The following is a 22,444-nucleotide window of genomic DNA, read 5'->3' as shown; positions in this document are numbered from 1 at the left end:
CCGGCATGAGCGAGATGCAGTCCACCTTGCCGACATCGACGATAGAGGCGCGGCGCCGGCCGTTCCTCGGCGAGGTCGCGCGGCGCCGGCTGGAAGCCATCCTGATCCCGCTTCTGGCGTTGATCATTGGGCTGGGGCTTTTCGGTGTGTTCATCGCGCTGGTCGGCAAATCGCCGGAGGCCTTCTACTATCTGGTCTATCGGGGCGGCTTTGGCACCTGGTTCTCGCTCCAGAACACCATGACGCGCACGGCGCCGCTGTTGTTGACGGCGCTGTGCGTCGCGCTCCCGGCGCAGCTTGGTCTGATCGTTATCGGCGGTGAGGGCGCTTTCGTCCTCGGCGGTCTCGCCGCAGCGGCGACCGGCACCTGGCTTGCCGGCGCCCCCGGTGTCGTCGGCATCGCCGCGATGGCGCTCGCCGGCATGGCGCTCGGCGGGTTGTGGATCGGCGCGGTCGGGGCGTTGCGGCACTATCGCGGCGTCAACGAAACCATCTCCAGCCTGCTGATGGCCTATATCGCCATCGCCTTGATGCAGCATTTCGTCGAGGGGCCGCTGCGCGACCCGGCAAGCCTCAACAAGCCGTCGACGCCGCCGCTGCCGGGCAATTTCAGGATCGGCGACATCCCCGGCATGGATGTTCACTGGGGCTTTGCCGTCGGCGTCGTCGCCTGCCTTGTCGCAGGCTTCGTGATGTCGCGCACCACCTTCGGCTTTGCCGCGCGGATCGCCGGCGGCAACGCCCGGGCGGCGGCGGTGCAGGGGCTGCCGGTCGGCCGGCTGATCCTCGCCTTTACCGCCGCCGCCGGCGCCGCGGCGGGGCTGGCCGGGGTGATCGATGTCGCCGCCGTGCAGGGCTCGGCCAACGCCTCGCTGATCGCCGGCTATGGCTATACCGGCATTCTGATCGCCTTTCTCGCCCGGCAGAACCCGTTGGCGATCATTCCGATGGCGCTTTTGATCGGCGGGATCGAGGCGGCGGGCGGCCTCGTCCAGCGCCGGATGGATCTGCCGGATGCGACCGTGCTCGTCCTGCAAGGCATCCTGTTCGTCGCCATTCTCGTATCGGAAACCCTGTCGGGCCGCCTGCTGCCGGCGCTCGGCCTGACGCGGAAGGGGGCGCCATGACCACCGATCTCGGCATCTGGGCGGTGCCGCTCGCCGTTCTCGGCGGCGCGCTCCGGGTTTCCACGCCGTTTCTCTTTGTCAGTCTCGGCGAATGCGTCACCGAAAAATCCGGGCGCATCAATCTCGGTCTCGAGGGCACCTTGGTATTTGGCGCGATGGCGGGCTATGGCGGCTCGCTCTTGACCGGCTCGCCCTGGCTCGGTGTTCTGATCGCCGGGCTTGCCGGGGTGTTGTTCGGCCTGATGCACGGTGCCGTGTGCTCGCTGCCGCGGGTCAACGATATTGCTGTGGGTATCGCGATGATGCTGCTGGGCACCGGCGTCGCCTTCTTCTTCGGCAAGCCGCTGATCCAGCCGGCGGCGCCGATGCTGCCGGCGATCTCCTTCGGCGGCTGGTCTGACGTGCCGCAGCTGAGGGCCGCCTTGGAGGTGAGCCCCTTGTTCCTGATCGGCATTCTCGTCGCCGTTCTGCTCGCCTTCATGTTCAAGCGCACCCGGCTCGGCCTCATCATTCGTATGGTCGGCGACAGCGCCGATGCGGCCCGGGCGATGGGCTATCCGATCCTGCCGGTCAGGATCGGCGCGACCGCCTTCGGGGGTTTCATGGCCGGCGTGGCGGGCGCCTATCTCTCGCTCTATTATCCCGGCTCGTGGAACGAGCACATCTCCTCCGGCCAGGGGCTGATCGCCGTCGCGCTGGTGATCTTTGCCCGCTGGAATCCGATCGCCTGTTTCGGCGCGGCCCTGCTGTTTGGCGGGGCCGGCGCGCTCGGGCCGGCGCTGCAGTCGGTGGGGGTGACCTCCGGCTACTATCTCTTCTACGCCGCGCCATACATCCTCACGCTCGTCATCTTGTTCTTCACTTCCTCACGCAACCGGGCGCTCGACGGCGCCCCGCGCGAACTGTCGATCACCAAATAATCGGGAGACTGCGTCATGAACGGACTGGGTGGACTGAACAAATCTGAGGCCGGCGTCGTCATCGGTTGCGTGCAGCTGCAGCTGCCGACGGTGGCGACCAAGGCCGATCTTGCGGCGCAGACCGAGACGATCGTCGCGATGGTCGGCAAGGCCCGGCGCAACATGGCGACGATGGATCTCGTCGTCTTCCCTGAATATTCGCTGCATGGCCTGTCGATGGACACCAACCCGCAGATCATGTGCCGGATCGACGGGCCGGAGGTCGCGGCCTTCCGCAAGGCGTGCATCGAGAACGCCATCTGGGGCTGCTTCTCGATCATGGAGCTGAATCCGGGCGGCATGCCCTACAACACCGGTCTCGTCATCGACGACGAGGGCGAAATCGTCCTCAACTACCGCAAGCTTCACCCCTGGGTGCCGGTCGAGCCGTGGGAGCCGGGCGATCGCGGCATTCCGGTGATCACCGGGCCGAAGGGCTGCAAGCTGGCGCTGATCATCTGCCATGACGGGATGTTCCCGGAAATGGCGCGCGAATGCGCCTATCAGGGCGCCGAGATCATGCTGCGCACGGCTGGCTATACCGCGCCGATCCGCCAGTCATGGCGCTTCACCAACCAGGCCAACGCCTTCCAGAACCTGATGATCACCGCCAATGTCTGCATGTGCGGTTCGGACGGCTCTTTCGATTCGATGGGCGAGGGGATGATCGTCAACTTCGACGGCACGGTGATCGCCCACGGCACCACCGGCCGCGCCGACGAGATCATCACCGCCGAGGTGCGGCCTGACCTGGTGCGCGAGGCACGCCTCGGCTGGGGCGTGGAAAACAACATCTACCAGCTCGGCCATCGCGGCTATGTCGCGGTCAAGGGCGGGGCGCAGGACTGCCCCTACAGCTACATGCAGGATCTCGTCGACGGCACATACCGGCTGCCCTGGGAGGACGAGGTTAAGGTCGTCGACGGCACCTCCTGCGGTTTTCCGGCGCCGACCCGGCGCTATGGCGAACGCTTCGACGACGCGGCGGAGTGACACCGCATCTTGCCGATCGGACTCGAATTGGACCTTGAAAGGAGCCCGCTGATGCCAGCAACGCTCGATGAACGGATTGACGCGGCCTTTGTGCCGGGCGGCCGCACCGTCGCCTCCGATCCTTATCTCTGGCCGTTCGACGGCGATTTGCGCCCCGCCAACACGGCGATCGTGGTGATCGACATGCAGGTCGATTTCTGCGCCCCTGGCGGCTACGTCGATTCCATGGGCTACGACTTGTCTCTGACCCGCGCGCCGATCGAGCCGATCGCCCGCCTGCTGAAGGTCGCCCGCGCCAAGGACTTCACCGTCATCCATACCCGCGAAGGGCACAAGCCGGATTTGTCGGATCTTCCGGCCAACAAGCGCTGGCGCTCGCAGCGGATTGGCGCGGGCATCGGCGATCAGGGCCCGTGCGGGCGCATTCTGGTGCGCGGCGAACCTGGCTGGGAGATCATTCCCGAACTGCAGCCGGTCGCCGGCGAGGCGATCATCGACAAGCCGGGCAAGGGAAGCTTTCTCGCCACCGACTTCGAACTGGTGCTGCGGACCAAGGGCATCCGCAACCTCGTGCTGACGGGCGTGACCACCGATGTCTGCGTGCACACCACCATGCGCGACGCCAATGATCGCGGCTATGAATGCTTGGTGCTGTCCGACTGTACCGGCGCGACCAAGCTCGAAAATCATCTGGCGGCCCTCGATATGGTCAAGATGCAAGGCGGCGTTTTCGGCGCGGTGGCGATGAGCGACGCCTTGATCGCGGCGATCGGCTGATGCGGCAGGCGCAGGTCCATCTCATCGCGACCCGGGCGCCGGACGACGTGTCCGGCCTCGAAGCGGCGATCGCCGCAGGGCAGATCGAGCCGGCCGCGATCGCCGCGATCCTCGGCAAGACCGAGGGCAATGGCTGCGTCAACGATTTCACCCGTGCCTTTGCCGTTTCGGCACTGAAGGCGGCGCTCGGCCGGTCTCTGCCCGACGAGGCGGTCGCTCAGATCGCGATGGTGATGTCGGGCGGGACCGAAGGTGCGCTGTCGCCGCATCTCATCGTCTTCGAGCGCCGCGGGGAGCCGGCCGCTGCGCCGGCGGTCGGCCGCTCGGCGCTGGCGATCGGTGTCGCACACACCGATAGCCTTTTGCCCGAGCAACTCGGCCGGATGGACGAGGTCGAAATGGTCGCGAATGGCGTCGCAGCGGCAATGCGCGACGCCGGGATCGACGATCCCGCCGACGTTCATTTCGTTCAGATCAAATGCCCGCTCTTGACCGTCGACCGGATCGCGGCGGCCGAAGCGCGCGGGGCGTCGGTGGTGACGCGCGATACGCTGAAATCGATGGGGTTTACCCGTGGTGCGTCGGCGCTTGGCGTGGCGCTGGCCTTGGGCGAAATCGCGGCCGATGCGCTGAGCGAGGCGGCGATCGGGCGCGACACCGATCTCTGGTCGGGCCGCGCCAGCACCTCGGCCGGTGTCGAATTGCTGAACCATGAAATCGTCGTGCTCGGCATGAGCCGGAGCTGGTCCGGTCCACTCGCGATCGACCATGCGGTGATGGACGATGCGATCGACATTCTGCCGGTGCGCGACGCCTTGCGCCGGCTCGGCTTTGCCGCCGACGGCCAATTGACGGCGGCCGAGCGCGGGAGGCTGGTGGCGGTGCTCGCCAAAGCCGAGCCCGGCAGCAGCGGCCGGTTGCGCGGCGCCCGTCACACCATGCTCGACGACAGCGATCTATCCGCCACCCGCCATGCCCGCGCCTTCGTCGGTGGAGCTCTCGCCGCGCTGACCGGGTCGAGTGCACTGTTCGTGTCCGGCGGGGCCGAGCATCAGGGGCCGGATGGCGGCGGCCCGGTCGCCATCATCGCCCGACGGTTTCAAGGAGAACGCTGATGTCCGCCATTGCCGCGCTGCATGACCCGGCCAGGCGGGAGGAATCAGCCGCTGACCACGAAAGCGGCAAGGCCCGTCCGCTGCTCGAAGCGGTGGGCCTCACCAAGCATTTCGGCAACTTCACGGCGCTGAACAACGTCTCGCTGGCCTTGCAGGCCGGCGAATTCCACGCGCTGCTCGGCGAAAACGGCGCCGGCAAGTCGACGCTGGTGAAGTGCATTCTCGGCTATTATCGCCCGGATGCCGGTGATGTGGTGCTCGACGGCCGCGAGCAGACGATCGAGAACCCGCGTGACGCGCGCCGGCTCGGCATCGGCATGGTCTATCAGCACTTCACCCTGGTGCCGGCGATGACGGTTCTGGAAAACCTGGTGATGTCGCGGGTCGACGTGCCTCGCGTCGTCGACTGGAAGGCCGAACGCCGCGCGCTGATCCGCTTTCTGGAGACCATGCCGCTGAAGGTGCCGCTCGATACGCCGGTGGATCGGCTGTCGGCGGGCGAGCGGCAGAAGACCGAGATCCTCAAGCAGCTCTATCTCGGATCGCGGGTCTTGGTGCTCGACGAGCCGACCTCGGTGCTGACGCCTGACGAGGCGCGCGAGGTGCTCGGCTTTTTGCGAAAGCGCGCACGCGAAACCGGCATGGCGGTGCTTTTGATCACCCACAAATTTGCCGAGGTCACCGCCTTTTGCGACCGTGTCACGGTGTTGCGCCGGGGCATCAAGGCCGGGCAGGGGACGGTAGCCGATCTTTCGATCGCCGATATGGCGGCGATGATGATCGGCGAACGCGATCTTGCCGAAGTGCCGGACCGGGAGGCGACCACGCCCGGCTCGTCGCCGGTGCTGCGGCTTGAAGCCGTGCGCTCGGGCGATGCAGCGACGCGCGGCTCGATCGCCATCGAGGCGCTTGACGTCTTTGCCGGCGAGATTGTCGGCATCGCCGGCATTTCCGGCAACGGCCAGAAGCGGCTGGTGGATCTTCTCTCCGGCCAGGAAGCGCCGGATGCCGGCACGCTCCTGGTCAAGGGCGAGCCCTATGACGCGAGCCGCGCCGCCGCCCAGAAGCTTAAAGTTCGCTGCCTGCCCGAAGAGCCGCTGCGCAACGCCTGTGTCGGGCGGATGAGCGTCTCGGACAATCTCGCCTTTCGCAGCTTTGATCGCGACGCCGAAGGCCGGCGGATCCGCCTCCTCGACCGCCAGCGTATGCGCAGCGAGGCCGAGCGGCTGATCGCCGCCTATGCGGTCAAGACCCAGTCGCCGTCCGCGCCGGTCGCCACCTTGTCGGGCGGCAATGTCCAACGCGCGGTGCTCGCCCGCGAGCTGCAGGGCGAGACCGATCTCCTGGTCGCGGCCAATCCCTGCTTCGGGCTCGACTTCGGCGCCGTGGCCGACATCCGCGCCCAGCTGATCGCGGCGCGCAATCGCGGCACCGCGGTGCTGCTCGTTTCCGAGGATCTCGACGAGATCGTCGCCCTGTCAGATCGCATCATGGTGATGTTCGAGGGCCGCATCGTCTACGAATGCGCCGGCGGGGCCGAGGCCGACACCACCGTGATCGGCGGCCACATGGCGGGGCACGGCTGATGGAGACGATCGCCGCCCGTCCCTTCGCCTTTGCGTTCGATCCGTCCCGCGTGGCGCTGATCGTCATCGACATGCAGCGCGACTTTCTGGAGCCTGGCGGCTTTGGCGCAAGCCTTGGCAACGACGTGTCCCGTTTGCAGGCGATCGTGCCGGCGACGGCGCGGCTAATCGCCGGCTTTCGCGCCGCCGGCCGGCCGGTGATCCACACTCGCGAATGCCATCGCCCGGACCTTGCCGATTGCCCGCCGGCCAAGCGCCTGCGCGGAGCGCCGGGCCTGAGGATCGGCGATGCCGGGCCGATGGGCCGCATCCTGATCGCCGGTGAGCCGGGGGCGGAGATTGTCCCCGAGCTTCAGCCCGCGCCGGGCGAGTCTGTCGTCGACAAGCCCGGTAAGGGCGCCTTCTGCGCCACCGATCTTGGCGCCCATCTTGAGGCACTGGGCATAACGCAACTGGTTTTTGCTGGCGTCACCACCGAGGTCTGCGTGCAGACGACAATGCGCGAGGCCAACGATCGTGGCTACGAATGCCTCATCGCTGAGGACGCCACCGAGAGCTATTTCGCCGCTTTCAAGCACGCCGCGATCGACATGATGACCGCGCAAGGCGCGATCGTCGGCTGGGCCACGGAGGTCGCGACGATTCTTGCCGGGCTGGAAGCCGCCAAGGCGTCACGGCGCGCGGAGGCGAGCCTGTGATGCCGAACGTCTTTCCCGATCTCCTGACCCTCGATCTGACCACGGTGACCTTCGAATCGTTTCGGCCCGGCGTCGACATCGCCCATCTGCATCGCCCGAGCGAGCCGGAGGGGCCAGCGCTCGCGTTGTTGCGTTACGCGCCGGGCGCGACGGTGCCGTGGCACGAGCACACCGGGCTGGAAACCATTCTCGTCCTTTCCGGCAGCCAGAGCGATGATGCCGGCACCTATGCGGCGGGCACGCTGGTCGTCAACGAGGCCGGAACGCGCCACCGCGTGTGGTCAGACGCGGGCTGCGTGGTGCTGATTGCCTGGGCCGCACCGGTGCGGATCCTCGATGAGCCGACATGACGCTGCATCATTTGGTCGGCCGGCCGCGGCCGTTTGCGAGCGGTCGTCACCGCTGACCTTTCCGAGTCTTTCCAACACGCAGCCAGAGCCCCAGGGGGGAGCATGAGAGAACTTCCGACCATCCTCGACTTCGCCAGCCTACGGGCACTTTATGCGGCCGGGATCAGCCCGGCGGATGTGATGGAGGCCGTCACCGCGCGGATGGAGACCGGCGATCCCGCCGCCTTCATCGCCCGCGTGCCGCTTGAAACCTTGCGCGCGGCGGCCGAGGCGCTCATGGCGCGCGCGCCCGATCCCGCCAGCCTGCCACTTTGGGGGCTGCCCTTTGCGGTGAAGGACAATATCGACGTCGCGGGTTTGGCCACAACCGCTGGTTGCCCGGACTATGCCTATCAGCCGGCGGCCAACGCCACGGTGGTCGAACGACTGATCGCGGCCGGGGCGATCTGCGTCGGCAAGACCAATCTCGATCAGTTCGCCACCGGCCTCAACGGCTCGCGTTCGCCCTACGGCGCACCGCGTTGCGTGTTTGATGCGGCCTATGTCTCAGGCGGATCGAGCTCGGGCTCGGCGGTGGCCGTGGCGAGCGGCTGCGCCGCCTTCGCCCTCGGCACCGATACGGCCGGCTCCGGCCGGGTGCCGGCGGCCTTCAACAATATCGTCGGCATCAAGCCGTCGCCGGGCCGGATCGCGGCCACGGGCGTCGTGCCGGCCTGCCGATCGGTCGACGTCGTCACGATCTTGGCTGCGAGCGTTGCCGACGGCGTTGCGGCGCGGCAGGTCGCGGAGGGCTTCGATCCGACAGACGCCTATTCGCGCCGCTTCAGCGCGGCGGCGCTGCCGGGCGCTTTGCGGCTCGGCGTGCCGGGCGAGGACGAGCGGGAGTTTTACGGCAACGACGCCTATGCCGCGCTCTATGAGGCGGCGATCGTCCGGGCGGCGGCGCTGGGCGCGACGATCGTGCCCTTCGACTACCGCCCGTTTAGAGAGGCAGCCGCATTGCTTTACGAGGGACCCTGGGTGGCCGAGCGGCTCGCCGCCATCGAGACCTTTCTGGATGAAAAGCCAGGCAGTATCGAACCGACGGTGCGCCGGATCATCGAGGGCGCGCGCGGTATGAGCGCTGTCGAAACCTTCCGCGGTGCCTATCGGCTGGAAGCCCTGCGCCGGGAGGCGGAGGCCGAATGGGCCAAGGTCGACGCGCTGTTGCTCCCGACCTCGCCAGACATCCAGACGGTCGAGGCGATGCAGGCCGACCCGATCGCGCTCAATGCCCGCTTCGGCCGCTTCACCAATTTCGCCAATCTGTTCGGCTGTGCCGCAATCGCCGTTCCGGCGGGCTTCACCGCCACCGGGCTGCCCTTCGGCGTGCAGCTCGTCGCCCCGCGCGACAGCGACGACGCGCTGGCGGAATTCGCAGAAAAGTTGCATGCGGCGGCCGGTTGCGGCGCCGGCAAGGCCCGGGACATCGCCTTGCCGACCATGCCGCAGATCGAGGCGCCGGGGCGAATCGCGATCGCCGTCGTCGGCGCGCATTTGGCCGGCATGCCGCTCAACCACGAACTCACCGATCGCGGCGGGATCTTCGTCAAAGCCGACCGCACCGCGCCTCACTATCGCTTCTACGCGCTCGACACCGTGCCTCCGAAGCCGGGCCTTGCGCGCGAGCCGGGCTTTGCCGGGCCGGGTATTGCGGTCGAGATCTGGTCGCTGGAGCCGGCCGCCTTCGCCGCTTTCGTCGCGGCCATTCCGCAGCCGCTCAGCATCGGCCAAGTCACGTTGGCCGGCAACGATTGCGTCTGCGGTTTCCTTTGTGAGCCGGCGGGCTTGACGGGGGCGTGCGAAATCACCCACTTCGAAGGTTGGAGGGCGTATCTGCAATCGGAGCGGGCAGATTCCTGACGCCTGAAGGAGACATTGCGAGATGGGCGATGGCGTGACCAAGCGCACTCAGGCCGACATGATCCGCGAAGCCTTGGCCGACCGGATCGTCCACGGGTTTTTGCGGCCCGGCGAGGCCCTCGACGAGACCACGCTCGCGGCCGAATTCGGGGTGTCGCGCACACCGGTGCGCGAGGCGCTGCGGCAGTTGGAGGCGAATGGCCTGGCGCTGTCGCGGCCGCATCGCGGCGCCGTCGTCACCACCTTGTCGGAGGCCGAGCTCGACGAGACCTTCGTCGTCATGGCCGAGCTTGAGGCCCTATGTGCGAAACTGTGCGCCCAACACCTCTCCGGCGCGGCGCTGCAGGATCTGATGGCGCTCCACCATCGTGGCGCAAGCGCCGCTGCCGAGAACGATATCATGGCCTATCGCATCCACAACGAGCGCTTTCACACGGCGATCTACGCCGGATCGCAGAACGAATTTCTCGAACGCACGACACTGGCCGTGCGCCGGCGCCTCGCGCCCTTCCGCAATCTGCAATTTGAAGGATCCCACCGGCCCAAGGCTTCCCATGCCGAACACGCCGTCATCGTCGACGCCATTATCGAAGGCGACGCTGAACGCGCTGCAGCCGCCATGCGCAAGCACATCCTGATCGTCCGCAAAGCCGTCGACGACGTCGCCCCCGAGTCTGTGGGCTCAACAATCGGTGGTGCGAGGAGCTAGTCTCTCCTCAATTCCTCACGCCAATCGGCGTTCGGCGATGGCTTGAGAAATTTCCGCGGCGCCGGTGATGGCGGATTCGCGGATGCGGGCTTCGAAGGCGGCGTCGGATCCGGCCATGAAAGTGATGCTGAGGGCGCCGAGCAGGGTGGTGTCGGGGGCTTGGATCGGTGCGGCGAAGGCGCGTACGCTCAGGCTATATTCGCCCGGGTCATGGCTCCAGCCCTGATTGCGAATGGCGGCATATTCGCGCTCCAGAGAAGAGCGGTCGGTGAGGGTCAGCGGGGTGAGCGCGTCCAATGTGCCGGCGAGCATGGCGTCCCTCTCGTCAGCCGGACAATGCGCCATGAGCATCTTGCTGGCGGCGCCGGCATGGGCGGGGAGATACTCGCCGACGGTGTAGCTCAGCGCATGCGGCGTTTTCGCCATCGCCCCGGCGATCGGCATGATGGCGCCGCGTTCGACGACGGCAATCTTGCAGGTTTCGCCGACACGATTGGCGAGCCCGTCCAGGAGCGGCTGGACGAAGGGAACCAGCGGAAACAGGCGCGACGTCGCAGTGACTTTATCCGCGAGCTCCAGCAGCCGAGCACCGAGGACATAGGCGCCGAGCGGCAATTGCCGCAGCATGCCGTGGGCCTCCAGCGCATTCAGCAGCCGATAGACCGTCGAGCGGGCGAGCCGGGTGCGTTGGACCAGCGCGCCCAGCCGCAGCCCCTCCGGCGCGCGCTCCAATTCCCGCAAAATCATCATCATCCGATCGATCGTTGGATTGCCATTGGCGTCGTCGTCGGGTTTGCGCATGCTCTTGACCATCTCAATTCAGATCCGTATTGTCTAACATATGACATCAGCAAGTTCAAATATGAACTTGTTATTCAGGCTCCGGGAGTTGGAGCCGCCGGGAGGCAAGATGAAAATTTCGATGAGCCTGGAGCCGGAGATCGGCCCCAAATGGCATTACGCCCGTGAAATGGGGATCGAGGAGGTCGTCGCGATCCGTGACGCCGGGCCTGAGGTTCCGATTTGGGACTATCTGACCTTTGCGCGGGTGCAGAAGTTCTACGAAGACTTCGGCTTCAAGATCGGGGTGATCGAGGGCTGGGTCCCGATGGACAACATCCGCCTCGGTCGCCCGGAAGGCGAAGCGGAGCTGGAGCGGCTGATCGCGGTGATCGAGCACATGGGTGCGCTCGGCATCGAGGTGTTCTGCTACAGCTGGATGGCGATCAACAGCTGGACCCGAACCTCGACCACCACCCGAACGCGGGGCGGCGCGCTGACTACCACCTTCGACAATGCGGTGGTGGCGAAGGATCCACGCTCGCATGGGCCTGTCATCGTCAGCGAAGAGCATTTGTGGGAGACGCTCGCGGCGTTTCTGGAGCGGGTGCTGCCGGTGGCCGAGCGCGCCGGCGTCAAGCTCGCGATGCATCCCGACGATCCGCCGCTGTCGCCGTTTCTCGGCGTTGGACGGATCATGAGCAGCGTGGAGAATTTCGAGCGGCTGTTGAAGTTGTCGGACAGTCCGGCGAACGGCATCACCTTCTGCCAGGCGAATTTTGCGGCGATGAATGCCGATGTGCCGGCCACCATTCGTCGCTTTGGTGCCGATGGGCGGATGCATTTCGTGCATTTCCGGGACATTGAGGGCGATGCCCACAAGATGTCGGAGACCTTCCACGACGCCGGCAAGACCGACATGTATGCGAGTATCAAGGCCTATCGCGACATCGGCTTTACCGGTCTGATGCGCCCGGACCATGCCCCGGTCATGTGGGGGGAGCCGAACTCGAAGCCGGGTTACGAGGCGCTCGGTCGAATCTTCGCGGTCGGTTATATGCGCGGTCTGGTCGAGGCGGCCCGCGCCGAGGCGGCGGAGCGCTCCTGATGGCTGCCAATGCGCTTCCGGCGGGCTTTTCAAGTCCGCCGGCACCGGTTCGCCGCCGTCGTCACAAGCCGGATTGGCTGGTCGCCTACGCATTCCTGGCGCCGGCCGCCGCCGTGTTCGCGGCGCTGATCGCCTATCCGCTGGCCGACGGCATTTCGACCGCCTTCACCGACCGGGCGGTGGCGCAGAGCGGCCATTGGGTCGGATTGGCCAATTTTGCGGCGCTGTTTTCCGATCAGATCTTCCTGCATGCCGCTTGGAATTCGCTGCTTTTGACCGTCAGCACGGTGGCGGTGAAGTTGGTCCTTGGCCTCACCTTTGCGGTGCTGTTGTCGCAGAAGATGCCGATGCGCGGTCTGATCCGGGCGCTGGCCTTCCTGCCCTGGGCGGTGCCGGGGATGATCGCCGCCTTGTCGTGGAAGTGGATCTTCGACGAGCAGAGCGGTGTGTTGCAGTATCTCGTTCTGCAGCTCGGCCTGTCCGATCACCCGATCTACTGGCTCTCCGATCCGAACATTGCGATGGTCTCCGTCGCCGTGGCGATGATCTGGCAGGGGCTGCCCTTCTTCACCATGATGTTTCTCGCGGCGCTCGCCTCGATCCCGTCCGACCTGCACGAGGCCGCGGCGATCGACGGTGCCGGCATGGTGCGGCGTTTCTTCGCGATCACCCTGCCGCAGATGCGGGGCGTCATCGCGGTGACGGTGATGCTGTCGGCGATCTGGACCTTCAATTCCTTCGAGATGGTGTTCGTGCTGACCGGCGGCGGGCCTGCCAACCGCACCCACATCCTGCCGACGCTCGCCTATCAATACGGTATCGGCGAGAGCCATCTGGGGCTCGGCTCGGCCGTCATCGTCTCCGTCATACCGGTCTTCATCATCCTCATCGTTCTGCTCACCGGCCGCATGCTGCGCCGGGACGAGGCCTGAAGAGACAACCATGGTCGAACGTCAAAGAACCAAGGTGATCCGGCGCACGATCACCGCGCTTGGGATCCTCGTCGCGCTCGTCTGGTCGCTCGCCCCGGTCTATTGGGTGGTGGTCACGTCGCTGAAGATTCCGCGTGAGATCTATGCCCTGCCGCCGACGCTGATCCCGCATATCCCGACGCTTGAGAACTATCGGGCGGTGCTGTTTGAATCGAACTTCCCGCATTTCGTTCTCAACAGCTTCGTCGTCGCGGTCGGGGTGACGGTGATTTCGGCGGTGATCGGCGCGCTGGCCGCCTATCCGATCGCCCGGATGCAATTCCACGGCCGCTCGGCAACGGCGCGGCTGATCGTGGCGGCCTATCTGTTGCCGCCGTCGCTGTTGTTCATTCCGCTGTTCATCGTCCTGCAGAAGCTCGGTCTGGTCGACACCAAGCTGGGGCTGATCCTCGCCTATCTCACCTTCACGGTGCCGTTCTGCACCTGGATGCTGATCGGCTATTTCCGCACCATTCCGCACGAGCTCGACGAGGCGGCGCGGATGGACGGCGCGAGCCGGCTGCAGACGCTGCGCAGCGTGGTGTTGCCGATCGCCAGCCCCGGAATCGCGGTGGTTGCGCTGTTCGCCTTCACCCACGCCTGGAACGAGTTCTTATACGCGCTGGTCTACGTCTATTCGAACGACAGCAAGACCTTCACGGCCGGCCTCGCGGGGCTGGTCATGGGCGACACCTTCATCTGGGGCCAACTGATGGCCAGCTCGGTGATCGCCATTCTTCCCATCCTTGTCATCTACATCGCCGCCCAACGCTACATCGTCGAGGGTCTGGCTGTGGGGAGCGTCAAGGGATGACACACCCGACCATTCATAAGAGGAGGACTTAAAATGAATTGGTTCAAGACTGCGCTTCTCGCCTCGGCGGTCGTCATGTCGACGTCGGCGGTGCAGGCCAAGCAACTGACGATCTGGGGGCTGCAGGCCTTCAACAAGCAGGCCGACGCGCTGATCGGCGACATGGCCAAGGACTTCGGCAAACAGCACGGTGTCGACGTACAGTATGTCGTCGTGCCCGCCAACGTCTTGACCGAGCGCCTGGCGGCGGCCTTCGAGGGCAATTCGGCGCCCGACGTCTTCATGCAGCTCGGCCAGAATTCGCAATATTATGCCGAGAGCGGCCTTATCCAACCGCTCGACGGCGTGCTGACCAAGCTGCGCGCCGCCGAGGGCGGCATCTACGAGAGCCTGGTGCCGCAGGCGATGTACAAGGGTCATCCCTATTCGGTGCCGATCGAGGTCGACGTCGTTCCGATGTATGCCCGCAAGGATCTCCTGAAGGAGGTCGGCAAGGACGTCCCGAAGACCTGGGAAGAGCTGCGCGAGGCCGCCAAGGCGATCGTCAAGCAGCACCCGCAATATATCGGCCTCGGCGTGCCGCTCAGCAATGCCAACGATGCCGAGACCGATCTTCGGATGCTGGTCTGGTCGTTCGGTGGTGCGATGTTCTCCAAGGACGGCAGTGCGATCACCTGGAACTCGCCCGACACAGTCGCCGCCTACACCTTCATCAAGGACATGGTCGACGAGGGGACGATCCCGCGCAGCGTCCTGACTTGGGACGATGGTGGCAACAACACCGCCTATCAGACCGGCCGCGCGGCCTTCATCATGAATCCGCCGAGCGTTTATTCCTGGATGGAAGAGAACGACAAGGATCTGCTGTCGAACACCGCGCTCATCAACATTCCGCGCGGTCCCGGCAAGGATGGGCTGGGCGCGACGCTGCTCGGTTCGTTCTCCTGGCTGGTCAGCAAGAAGAGCGACCAGGCCGATCTCGCCAAGCAGTGGCTCGAGTATTTCTATCAGCCGGACCACTACAAGAAGCTGATCGAAGTGACCGGCGGCCGCTGGGTGCCGATCTTCCCGCAGATGACGAAGACGATGCCGCTCTTCGCCAACAATCCGGCCTATGCCAATTTCGACGCGCTCGCCCGCAACGGCCTGACCATTGGTTACAAGGGTGCGCCGACGCCGCTCGCCTCACAGGTCTACACGTCGAAAATTCTGTCGAATTCGGTGCAGCGCATGCTCGTCGACGGCGACAGCCCGAAGGACGCCGTGGCCTGGGCGCAAAAGCAGATCGAAGACCTCAAGGCCAAGCAGAAATAAGCTTGACCGACCGCACAGGGGCCCGGGCGGTGGCGGCAAGTTCGCTGCCGTCTGGGCGCTGTGACCGTTCGACCGGCATCTGACCTTCGATGCTAGAGCGGAATGTAATGAACCGGGATCGCCATTCCGCTCCCGGCCGTTGTTTTGCCGCATGATGTGATCCGAAACGTCATGCAACGTTTCGGCATCATGCTCTAACGCATTTTGCGCGAGGACCCCTCCCATGCACATTCCCACCATCCAGCGTCCTTCGCGGGATCTCGTCCGAGCGCTTGCCGATCTCGGCTCGGCGACGATCAGCGGCGAGATGAGCAAGCTCGGCATTCGCGATCCGCATTTGCACGGTCTGTCGCCCTTCATCACCGGCAAGACCATTGCCGGTCCGGCGCTGACCTTGCAGTTCATGCCGAAGCGCGAAGACGTTTACGACATCGACGAATACGAGAACCCGGAAGCCCAGATGCACCGCCAGGTGCTCTATCAGGTCGAAGAGGGCGACGTCGTCGTCGTTGATGCTCGCGCTGATATGGCCAGCGGTGTCTTCGGCGAGATGATGCTGACCTATCTGAAGGGCCGCGGTGGGGCCGGCGTCATCGTCGACGGCTGCATCCGCGACTCCCGCAAGGCCAAGGCTCTCGACTTCCCGATGTGGGTTCGCGGCACGACGCCGAACTATCACACCCAGACCGGGATCTTCCCCTATGCCGTCAATGTGGCGATTGCGTGCGGCGGCACGCTGGTCATGCCGGGCGATATCATCGTCGCCGACGACGATGGCGCGGTGGTCGTTCCGGTCTCGCTCGCCGAGGCGACGCTGGAACGGGCGAGCCAGCACGCCGAATGGGAGGATTTCTCCCGCCTGCGGCTCTCCGAGGGGGGTGACCTGCGCAAATATTATCCGCTGAGCCAAGAGGTTCGGCCGGAATACGAAGCCTGGCGCCGGGCTGAGGACGAGGCCGCCGCGGGGTCTGAAGGCTAAAGGCCTTCGCCGCGCCAGAGAGGAGAAACCGGCCATGGCGAGCGTCTCGCTATCAAAAATCACCAAGTCCTTCGGCGGCCACGAGGTGCTGCACGGGATCGATCTCGAGATCGGGATGGGGGAATTCATCGTCTTCGTCGGCCCGTCGGGCTGCGGCAAGTCGACGATGCTGCGGGTGATCGCCGGATTGGAAGAGATCACCAGCGGCACGCTGACGATCGACGGCGAGGTCGCCAATGGCGTGCCGCCGGGCGAGCGCGGCATCGCCATGGTGTTCCAGTCCTATGCGCTCTATCCGCATATGACGGTCTACGACAATATGGCGTTCGGCCTGAAGGTTTCGGGCATGGCGAAGCCTGAGATCGATCGGCGGGTGCGCAAGGCGGCCGAGATGCTGGAGCTGACGCCCTATCTCGATCGGCTTCCGCGCAGCCTGTCCGGCGGCCAGCGCCAGCGTGTCGCGATCGGCCGGGCGGTGACCCGCGACCCGAAGGTGTTCCTGTTCGACGAGCCGCTGTCGAACCTCGATGCGGCGCTGCGCGTCGCGACCCGGCTCGAAATCGCCGACCTCAACGCGGCGATGCCGGACACGACGATGATCTACGTCACGCACGACCAGGTCGAGGCGATGACGCTCGCCGATCGCATCGTCGTTTTCAACGAAGGCCGGATCGAACAGGTTGGAAGACCGCTCGACCTCTACGAACGGCCACGCAACCTCTTCGTCGCTCGCTTCATCGGCTCGCCGAAGATGAACGTCGTCAAAGGTGAGGCGGCGACCGTCTACCAGGCGGCGATGATCGGCATTCGGCCCGAGCACCTTGCGGTCTCGGCGCACGAGGGCCTGTGGCCGGGTAAGGTCAAGGCGATCGAGCATCTCGGCTCGGACACCTTCCTCCATGTCGAAGCCGCTTTTGCCGACGAACCGCTGATCGTCCGCGGCCGCAGCGACGTTCCGCTCCGCCAGGGCGACACGGTCCACCTGACCCCGGAAGTCGGTAAAATCCACCGCTTCAACGAAGACGGTGTCGCCTTCATCTGAGGCCGGGGTTCAGACCGGCGACGACATCTCAGCATGGCTGGCATGTTTGCGCCAGCAAGCCCGCTTGGTATTTGAACCAAGGCCGAGAGGAACATGACCGCCAGGTCCGTTCCATTCGGATCCGGGGTCTTACGTCAGCTCCATGCGTGGAAGGGCGGGTTGACACCGTTCAAGGCATGGTTGCCGACGATGGCATATTTCCAGCGAACCGGATCATGCAGCGTGTGGGTTCGGGCGTTGCGCCAATGCCGGTCGAGATTGTGCTCGGCGAGCGTCGCGCGCGTGCCCGCGAGCTCGAAGAGCTTATTGGTCGCCTCGATGGCGATTTCTGTCGACAGGATTTTTGCCTCGGCGGTTGCGATCTGGGCAGCGGCGACCGTGTCTGCATTTGGCGCGTCGACGGCGCGATCCACGGCGTGGCCGGCGAGATCCTGGAGAGCTTGTGCGGCGTGCAGGCGTACGGTGAGTCCGCCGACGGCCTGAATCGTGTAAGGGTCGTCGGACGCCCGATCGCGGCCGGAGTCGATCCAGGCACGCGACTTTGTCTGGACGAATGCGACCGTGTCCTCGATCGCCGCCCGGGCGATCCCGGTGTCGACCGCGACCTGGATGAGCTGGAAGATTGCGCCGTCCGCGCTCGGTTCGGCATAGCCCTTCCAACCGGGTATGAGATGGGTTTTCGGCACCCTCACGCGATCGAGGATGACGGTGCCCGAAAGGGTGGTGCGCTGACCGAACCCCGACCAGTCGTCGATGACGGTGAGCCCGTCGGCGTTGCGGTCCGCGATTGCATACCAGGCCCGACCTTCGCCATCGACGGCAACGATTGGCACGAGATGGGCGAGCAGTGCGCCGGTCGAATAGAACTTGCGGCCCGTGACGACGACATGATCGCCGGCGTCTTCGAAGGTGGTCTCAAAGTCAGCAGCGCGCTTGGAGCCGAATTCGGAGAAAGCGTTGCCGAACCGGGTACCGTGCAACACCTCGCGGAACAGGATCTCTTTTTGATCCTCTGCCGCGACGGTGCGAATGGCGGCGACGATGCCGAGATGGTTTTGGGTGATCTGGCCGATCGACGGATCCGCCGCCGAAACGATCTCGATCACCTTAGCGAGCGTCGCGTAGGAAACCTCAGGTCCGCCATAGGACCTCGGAACGTTGATCGACCATAGACCCGACTGCGAATAGGCTTCAAGTTCATCGACCGGCCAGATCCTCTCAGCGTCGCGTTGTGCCGCGCCGGGCCGGATCCGTGCGGCAATCGTTGCGGCAACCGCGATGGCTTCGGCGTCATTCTGGATAACATGGGCCGGCGTCTTGGGACGGGGAAGGCCTGAAACGGCCTTGGCTCTCGGATCGATCTTCTTTGATGTGACGACCATGGGGATGCCTCCTGAGCTGCAGAGTATCATTGGACAATCACAAGGGACGGTTCATCGTTGATCTCCGGCCGATGCGGCCGCGATCAACGCCGTCCGGTTCAATGCGCGCGAACGTCCTCGGCAAGACCTTCTGCCACCAACTCGGCATAGGCGGTGACCTCGAGAATGCCTATGACTTTGCCGATCGTGCCACGGGCGAGCGGTCCGGCCTTGTTTTCGGGGCTGCCTTGAATCGATCCGGCGCGGCAGTGGCGACCGGTGATGGTCGCCGACGCGGATCGCCAAAATGCCGATGAGGGCTCGCCAGGGTCTCTTCGATCGGGGTTGGCTCGATGGAGCGCAGGTCGATTTCAGTCATCGCGCATCTCCGGCTTGGTGCGTCCCGCCGGCTTTCGGAAAGCCGAGAAGGCGGGCGGCATTGTCGTGGAAGAAGCGGTCGAGCACGTCCTCCCGCAATCCGAGAGCAAGGGCGTCGTCGATCGATTGCTTGATCGGGCGGAAGGGATAGGACGAGCCGAAGAGCAGCTGGTCTGCCAGCCAGCCATTGGCAGCCTCCACATAGAGGTCCGATCCGGGCTGAAACAGATACATGTCAGGAATTAGGTTGATCGTCTCGTAGCGAAAGGCAAGGCCGAGGATTGCGTGGACATTCGGCCAAGAGCCGTGGAAGACGCCGATCTTCAATCGCGGGAAGGATTGCGCGATCGCCGCGATCCCCGACGGATCATTGTAGCGCGGATTGGGCGTGGTCGGACCGCTCATCAGGAAGATCGGGACGTCGAGGCTTTCGGCGAGTTCATAAATCGGGAAATAGGCCTGATCGTCCGGATGACGCGGCGGGTTGCCAAAGCCCGGCTCGAGGTCGATTCCCTTGAGGTTCAGGACACGAACCGCTCGGGTGATTTCGGCGAGCGCCGCCGCCTCGCCCTGGAGGATGGGATCGACCGCGCCGATTCCGACGATCCGATCGGGATCGAGGGCGACGATCTCGGCAATGTCGTCATTCGGCAGATGCTGCGACGGCGTGTGACGGGCGACGACCACCGCACGGGCAAGTCTGGCTTCGGCGATCTCGCCCAAAAAGCCTTCTGGCGTTGCGGACCGTGTGAAATGGCGGTCGTCGCCGCGCGTGCCGACTCGGCGGTTCAGCCAGCGGACGGTCTCGAAGTCCGGCGAGCCCGGCGTTTTCCCGAAGAAGTCGTGAAGATAGGCTGGGCGGCAACGCATATCGATGATTTGTCTGGACATCGCCGGCCTCAGCTCGTGGCCCGGGCGCGAATGTCGAAGGCGCCGCCGGTCTGGGAGACGCCGGAAAGCGTCACCGGATCCTTGCCGACGAGCGGGAAGACCAGCTCGGCGAAGCGGATCGCCTCTTCCAGATGGGGATAGCCGGACATCACGAAGGTCTCGATGCCGACGTCCTGATATTCGCGCATGCGTGCGGCGACGATCGCCGGATCGCCGACCAGCGCCGTGCCGGCGCCGCCGCGCACGAGGCCGACCCCGGCCCAAAGATTCGGTGAGACTTCGAGCTTGTCGCGTCGTCCGCCGTGCAGCGCCGCCATGCGGCTCTGGCCGACCGAATCCATCTTGGCATAATTGGCCTGAGCCCGGGCGATGTCGTCGTCGCTCAACCGGCTGATCAGGCGCTCGGCTTCCTGCCACGCTTCGGCTTCGCTCTCGCGCACGATCGCATGCAGGCGGATCCCGAAGCGCAGCGTGCGCCCATGCTCCGCGGCCTTGGCCCGCACGTCTTCGATCTTGGCAGCCACCGCCTCGGGCGGCTCACCCCAGGTCAGATAGACGTCGACATGCTCGCCCGCGAGTTTGTGGGCGGCGGGCGAGGATCCGCCGAAATAGAGCGGCGGCCACGGGCTCTGAGGACCGGAATGGACGTTTCGGGCCCCCTCGACATGAATGTGCTTGCCGTGAAAGTCGACGGTCTCGCCGCGCATCAGGCGTTTCCAGACCTGCAGGAACTCGTCGGCATTCTCGTAGCGCCCGTCGTGATCGAAAAAGGCGCCGTCGGCCGCAAGTTCCCGCGGATCGCCGCCCGGCACGACATTCAGCAAGAGGCGCCCGCCGAGCGCTTCGTCGAGCGCTGCGGCCTGACGGGCGGACACGGTCGGTCCCTGGACGGAGGTGCGCAAGGCCACGAGCAGCTTCAACCGTTTGGTGACGGGGGCGAGCGCCGCTGCCACGATCCACGGATCGAGGCAGCTTGAGCCGGTAGGGATCAGCATCCCGTCATAGCCGAGCCGATCGGCGGTCACGCCGATGTCGCGCAGATAGTCGCTGCTCGGCGCGCGGCCGAAATTGGAGGTGCCGAGATAGCGCGTATCGCCGGAGGTGGGCAGGAACCAGAAGATGTCGGGCGTTTTCATTCTGCGGCCTCCGTATGATTTTTGGTGCCCGTCTCGAAGGGCGAGGGGCGCGACGCGTCGGCAACGCTCTCGCGGCCCTTGTAGTGGCTGCGCCACTGGGCGGCTGGATGGCTGTCCCGCACCCGCCCGCCGGCATCGCCGAGAAGCTTTTCGCGCAGCGTTCCGGGCTTGTACGCGCTCTGAGCGCGGCCGCGGCGGCGCAGTTCCGGCACGACGAAATCGATAAAGTCCGTCGTCGAGGCCGGCGTCACCGCATAGGCCAGATTGAACCCGTCAACGCCGCCGTCGTCCACCCAGGCCTCCAGCTGATCGGCGATCGTCTCGGGCCCGCCGACGAGCACCGGACCGAGGCCGCCGATCGAGCGCTTGCGGATGACGTCGCGCACCGTCCACGCCTCACCATCGGCGGCCAGCGATTCCAGCGTGGTGCGCAGGCTGTCGTTCTCGACGGCCGTCAGCGGAGCATCCGGATCGAGGTCGGAGAAGTCGAGACCGGTCCAGCCGCCATAGAGCGCCAGGGCCCCCTCGGCGCTGGCATAGTCGAGATACTCTTCGTATTTGGCGTTTGCGGCGGCGTCCGTCGCGCCGGTCACCACCGTCAACAGCGCGAAGATCTTCAGGCTGTCCGGCTCGCGCCCGGCCTCCGCCACTTCTTGGCGGATGGCGTCGGTCAGGGTGCGCGCGGTTTGCGGATTGGTGGCAAGGACGAACATCGCCTCGGAATGTTTCGCGGCGAACCTGCGTCCGCGCGCCGAGGCGCCGGCCTGGAAGATCACCGGTGAGCGCTGCGGCGACGGCTCGCACAAATGGAACCCCGGAACCTTGAAATATTCGCCGGCATGCCGGATCGGATGCACCTTCGAGGCATCGGTGAAGACGCCGCTCGCCCGGTCGCGCCGAACCGCGCCGTCTTCCCAGCTGCCTTCCCAGAGTTTGTAGACGACCTCCATATATTCCTCCGCCAGATCGTAGCGGGCGTCATGGGCGATCTGGCGGTCCATGCCGATATTGCGGGCCGCGCTGTCGAGATAGGAGGAGACGACGTTCCAGGCGATCCGCCCCTTGGTCAGGTGATCGAGCGTCGAGAGCCGGCGCGCCAAGAGATAGGGGTGCTCGAAGGTCACGGCGGCGGTGATGCCGAAGCCGACATTTTGCGTCACGGCGGCCATCGCCGAGATCGCCGCGAACGGATCGTTCACCGGCACCTGCGCCGCGTCATGCAGCGCTGCCTCGGCCGACCCGCGATAGACGTCGTAGACGCCGACCACATCGGCGATGAACAGGGCGTCGAAGCATCCGCGCTCAAGTTCGATGGCCAGATTGGTCCAGTAGTCGAGATCGTTGTAGCGCGAAGCCTGGCTCGCGGGGTGACGCCATGTTCCGGCGGCCTGGTGGCCGACACAGCTCATATCGAAGGCGTTGAGGATGATCCGATTCTTCGATGGCGACATCGG

21 protein-coding genes are annotated in these 22,444 nt (G+C 65.4%); 16 read left to right on the top strand and 5 right to left on the bottom strand.

Going from position 1 to position 22,444, the window contains the following annotated elements; genetic code table 11:
* Positions 1-5 precede the first annotated feature (5 nt).
* From J1C48_RS00240 to J1C48_RS19080, 10 genes are all read left to right on the top strand, one after another.
* Positions 6-1,127 (top strand): ABC transporter permease, encoded by a 1,122-nt coding sequence (locus J1C48_RS00240; protein ID WP_231081499.1) that lies wholly within the window; start codon positions 6-8, stop codon positions 1,125-1,127.
* Entirely contained in the window at positions 1,124-2,047 is a 924-nt protein-coding gene (locus J1C48_RS00235; protein ID WP_207255639.1) for an ABC transporter permease, read from the top strand. The genes J1C48_RS00240 and J1C48_RS00235 overlap by 4 nt, the downstream gene beginning before the upstream one ends.
* A gap of 15 nt (positions 2,048-2,062) precedes the next feature.
* On the top strand, positions 2,063-3,079 hold the full coding sequence (locus J1C48_RS00230) for a formamidase (protein ID WP_207255638.1): 1,017 nt from the start codon (positions 2,063-2,065) through the stop codon (positions 3,077-3,079).
* Positions 3,080-3,130: 51 nt separating this feature from the next.
* Entirely contained in the window at positions 3,131-3,856 is a 726-nt protein-coding gene (gene biuH / locus J1C48_RS00225) for a biuret amidohydrolase (RefSeq protein WP_207255637.1), read from the top strand.
* Entirely contained in the window at positions 3,856-4,971 is a 1,116-nt protein-coding gene (gene atzD, locus J1C48_RS00220) for a cyanuric acid amidohydrolase (RefSeq protein WP_207255636.1), read from the top strand. Before biuH ends, atzD begins: the two co-directional genes overlap by 1 nt.
* Positions 4,971-6,557 carry an ABC transporter ATP-binding protein gene (locus J1C48_RS00215; protein ID WP_207255635.1) on the top strand — a complete coding sequence of 529 codons (1,587 nt, stop codon included), beginning with the start codon at positions 4,971-4,973 and terminating at the stop codon, positions 6,555-6,557. The genes atzD and J1C48_RS00215 overlap by 1 nt, the downstream gene beginning before the upstream one ends.
* The gene (locus J1C48_RS00210) at positions 6,557-7,255 is read left to right on the top strand and encodes a cysteine hydrolase family protein (protein ID WP_207255634.1); all 699 of its coding nucleotides are present in this window, start codon (positions 6,557-6,559) and stop codon (positions 7,253-7,255) included. Before J1C48_RS00215 ends, J1C48_RS00210 begins: the two co-directional genes overlap by 1 nt.
* The gene (locus J1C48_RS00205) at positions 7,255-7,605 is read left to right on the top strand and encodes a cupin domain-containing protein (RefSeq protein ID WP_207255633.1); all 351 of its coding nucleotides are present in this window, start codon (positions 7,255-7,257) and stop codon (positions 7,603-7,605) included. Before J1C48_RS00210 ends, J1C48_RS00205 begins: the two co-directional genes overlap by 1 nt.
* Positions 7,606-7,707: 102 nt before the next feature.
* The gene (atzF, locus tag J1C48_RS00200; protein ID WP_207255632.1) at positions 7,708-9,507 is read left to right on the top strand and encodes an allophanate hydrolase; all 1,800 of its coding nucleotides are present in this window, start codon (positions 7,708-7,710) and stop codon (positions 9,505-9,507) included.
* 22 nt (positions 9,508-9,529) lie between these two features.
* The gene (locus J1C48_RS19080) at positions 9,530-10,216 is read left to right on the top strand and encodes a GntR family transcriptional regulator (protein WP_207255631.1); all 687 of its coding nucleotides are present in this window, start codon (positions 9,530-9,532) and stop codon (positions 10,214-10,216) included.
* Between the two features lie 15 nt (positions 10,217-10,231).
* Here the strand turns inward: J1C48_RS19080 and J1C48_RS00190 are convergent, their stop codons facing one another.
* Positions 10,232-11,029, bottom strand: coding sequence for an IclR family transcriptional regulator (locus J1C48_RS00190; RefSeq protein WP_207255630.1), 798 nt, complete (start codon positions 11,027-11,029; stop codon positions 10,232-10,234).
* Between the two features lie 97 nt (positions 11,030-11,126).
* Here J1C48_RS00190 and J1C48_RS00185 point away from each other — a divergent pair, with 97 nt between their 5' ends.
* From J1C48_RS00185 to J1C48_RS00160, 6 genes are all read left to right on the top strand, one after another.
* Positions 11,127-12,104 (top strand): mannonate dehydratase, encoded by a 978-nt coding sequence (locus tag J1C48_RS00185; RefSeq protein ID WP_207255629.1) that lies wholly within the window; start codon positions 11,127-11,129, stop codon positions 12,102-12,104.
* Positions 12,104-13,036: a carbohydrate ABC transporter permease gene (locus tag J1C48_RS00180; RefSeq protein WP_207255628.1), complete on the top strand. Its 933-nt coding sequence runs from the start codon at positions 12,104-12,106 to the stop codon at positions 13,034-13,036. The genes J1C48_RS00185 and J1C48_RS00180 overlap by 1 nt, the downstream gene beginning before the upstream one ends.
* Positions 13,037-13,046: 10 nt before the next feature.
* Positions 13,047-13,889 (top strand): carbohydrate ABC transporter permease, encoded by an 843-nt coding sequence (locus J1C48_RS00175; protein ID WP_207255627.1) that lies wholly within the window; start codon positions 13,047-13,049, stop codon positions 13,887-13,889.
* Positions 13,890-13,922: 33 nt separating this feature from the next.
* Positions 13,923-15,203 carry an ABC transporter substrate-binding protein gene (locus J1C48_RS00170; RefSeq protein ID WP_207255626.1) on the top strand — a complete coding sequence of 427 codons (1,281 nt, stop codon included), beginning with the start codon at positions 13,923-13,925 and terminating at the stop codon, positions 15,201-15,203.
* A gap of 223 nt (positions 15,204-15,426) precedes the next feature.
* Complete coding sequence (locus J1C48_RS00165) at positions 15,427-16,182, top strand: RraA family protein (protein ID WP_207255625.1); 756 nt, start codon at positions 15,427-15,429, stop codon at positions 16,180-16,182.
* Between the two features lie 34 nt (positions 16,183-16,216).
* Positions 16,217-17,224 (top strand): ABC transporter ATP-binding protein, encoded by a 1,008-nt coding sequence (locus J1C48_RS00160; protein ID WP_207255624.1) that lies wholly within the window; start codon positions 16,217-16,219, stop codon positions 17,222-17,224.
* A 134-nt stretch (positions 17,225-17,358) separates the two neighbouring features.
* On the opposite strand, the gene J1C48_RS00155 is transcribed toward J1C48_RS00160, so the two are convergent.
* The 4 genes from J1C48_RS00155 to J1C48_RS00140 form a co-directional block, all read right to left on the bottom strand.
* On the bottom strand, positions 17,359-18,606 hold the full coding sequence (locus J1C48_RS00155; RefSeq protein ID WP_207255623.1) for an SfnB family sulfur acquisition oxidoreductase: 1,248 nt from the start codon (positions 18,604-18,606) through the stop codon (positions 17,359-17,361).
* A gap of 354 nt (positions 18,607-18,960) precedes the next feature.
* Positions 18,961-19,854: an amidohydrolase family protein gene (locus tag J1C48_RS00150; RefSeq protein WP_207255622.1), complete on the bottom strand. Its 894-nt coding sequence runs from the start codon at positions 19,852-19,854 to the stop codon at positions 18,961-18,963.
* 8 nt (positions 19,855-19,862) lie between these two features.
* Positions 19,863-20,990: an FMNH2-dependent alkanesulfonate monooxygenase gene (ssuD, locus tag J1C48_RS00145; RefSeq protein WP_207255621.1), complete on the bottom strand. Its 1,128-nt coding sequence runs from the start codon at positions 20,988-20,990 to the stop codon at positions 19,863-19,865.
* The gene (locus tag J1C48_RS00140; protein WP_207255620.1) at positions 20,987-22,441 is read right to left on the bottom strand and encodes an LLM class flavin-dependent oxidoreductase; all 1,455 of its coding nucleotides are present in this window, start codon (positions 22,439-22,441) and stop codon (positions 20,987-20,989) included. The genes ssuD and J1C48_RS00140 overlap by 4 nt, the downstream gene beginning before the upstream one ends.
* Positions 22,442-22,444: the final 3 nt, after the last annotated feature.

The sequence above is a fragment of the Jiella flava genome (assembly GCF_017349315.1).
In the GTDB taxonomy this organism is placed as follows: Bacteria; Pseudomonadota; Alphaproteobacteria; order Rhizobiales; family Rhizobiaceae; genus Jiella; species Jiella flava.
This window is presented reverse-complemented; position numbering and strand designations above follow the sequence as displayed.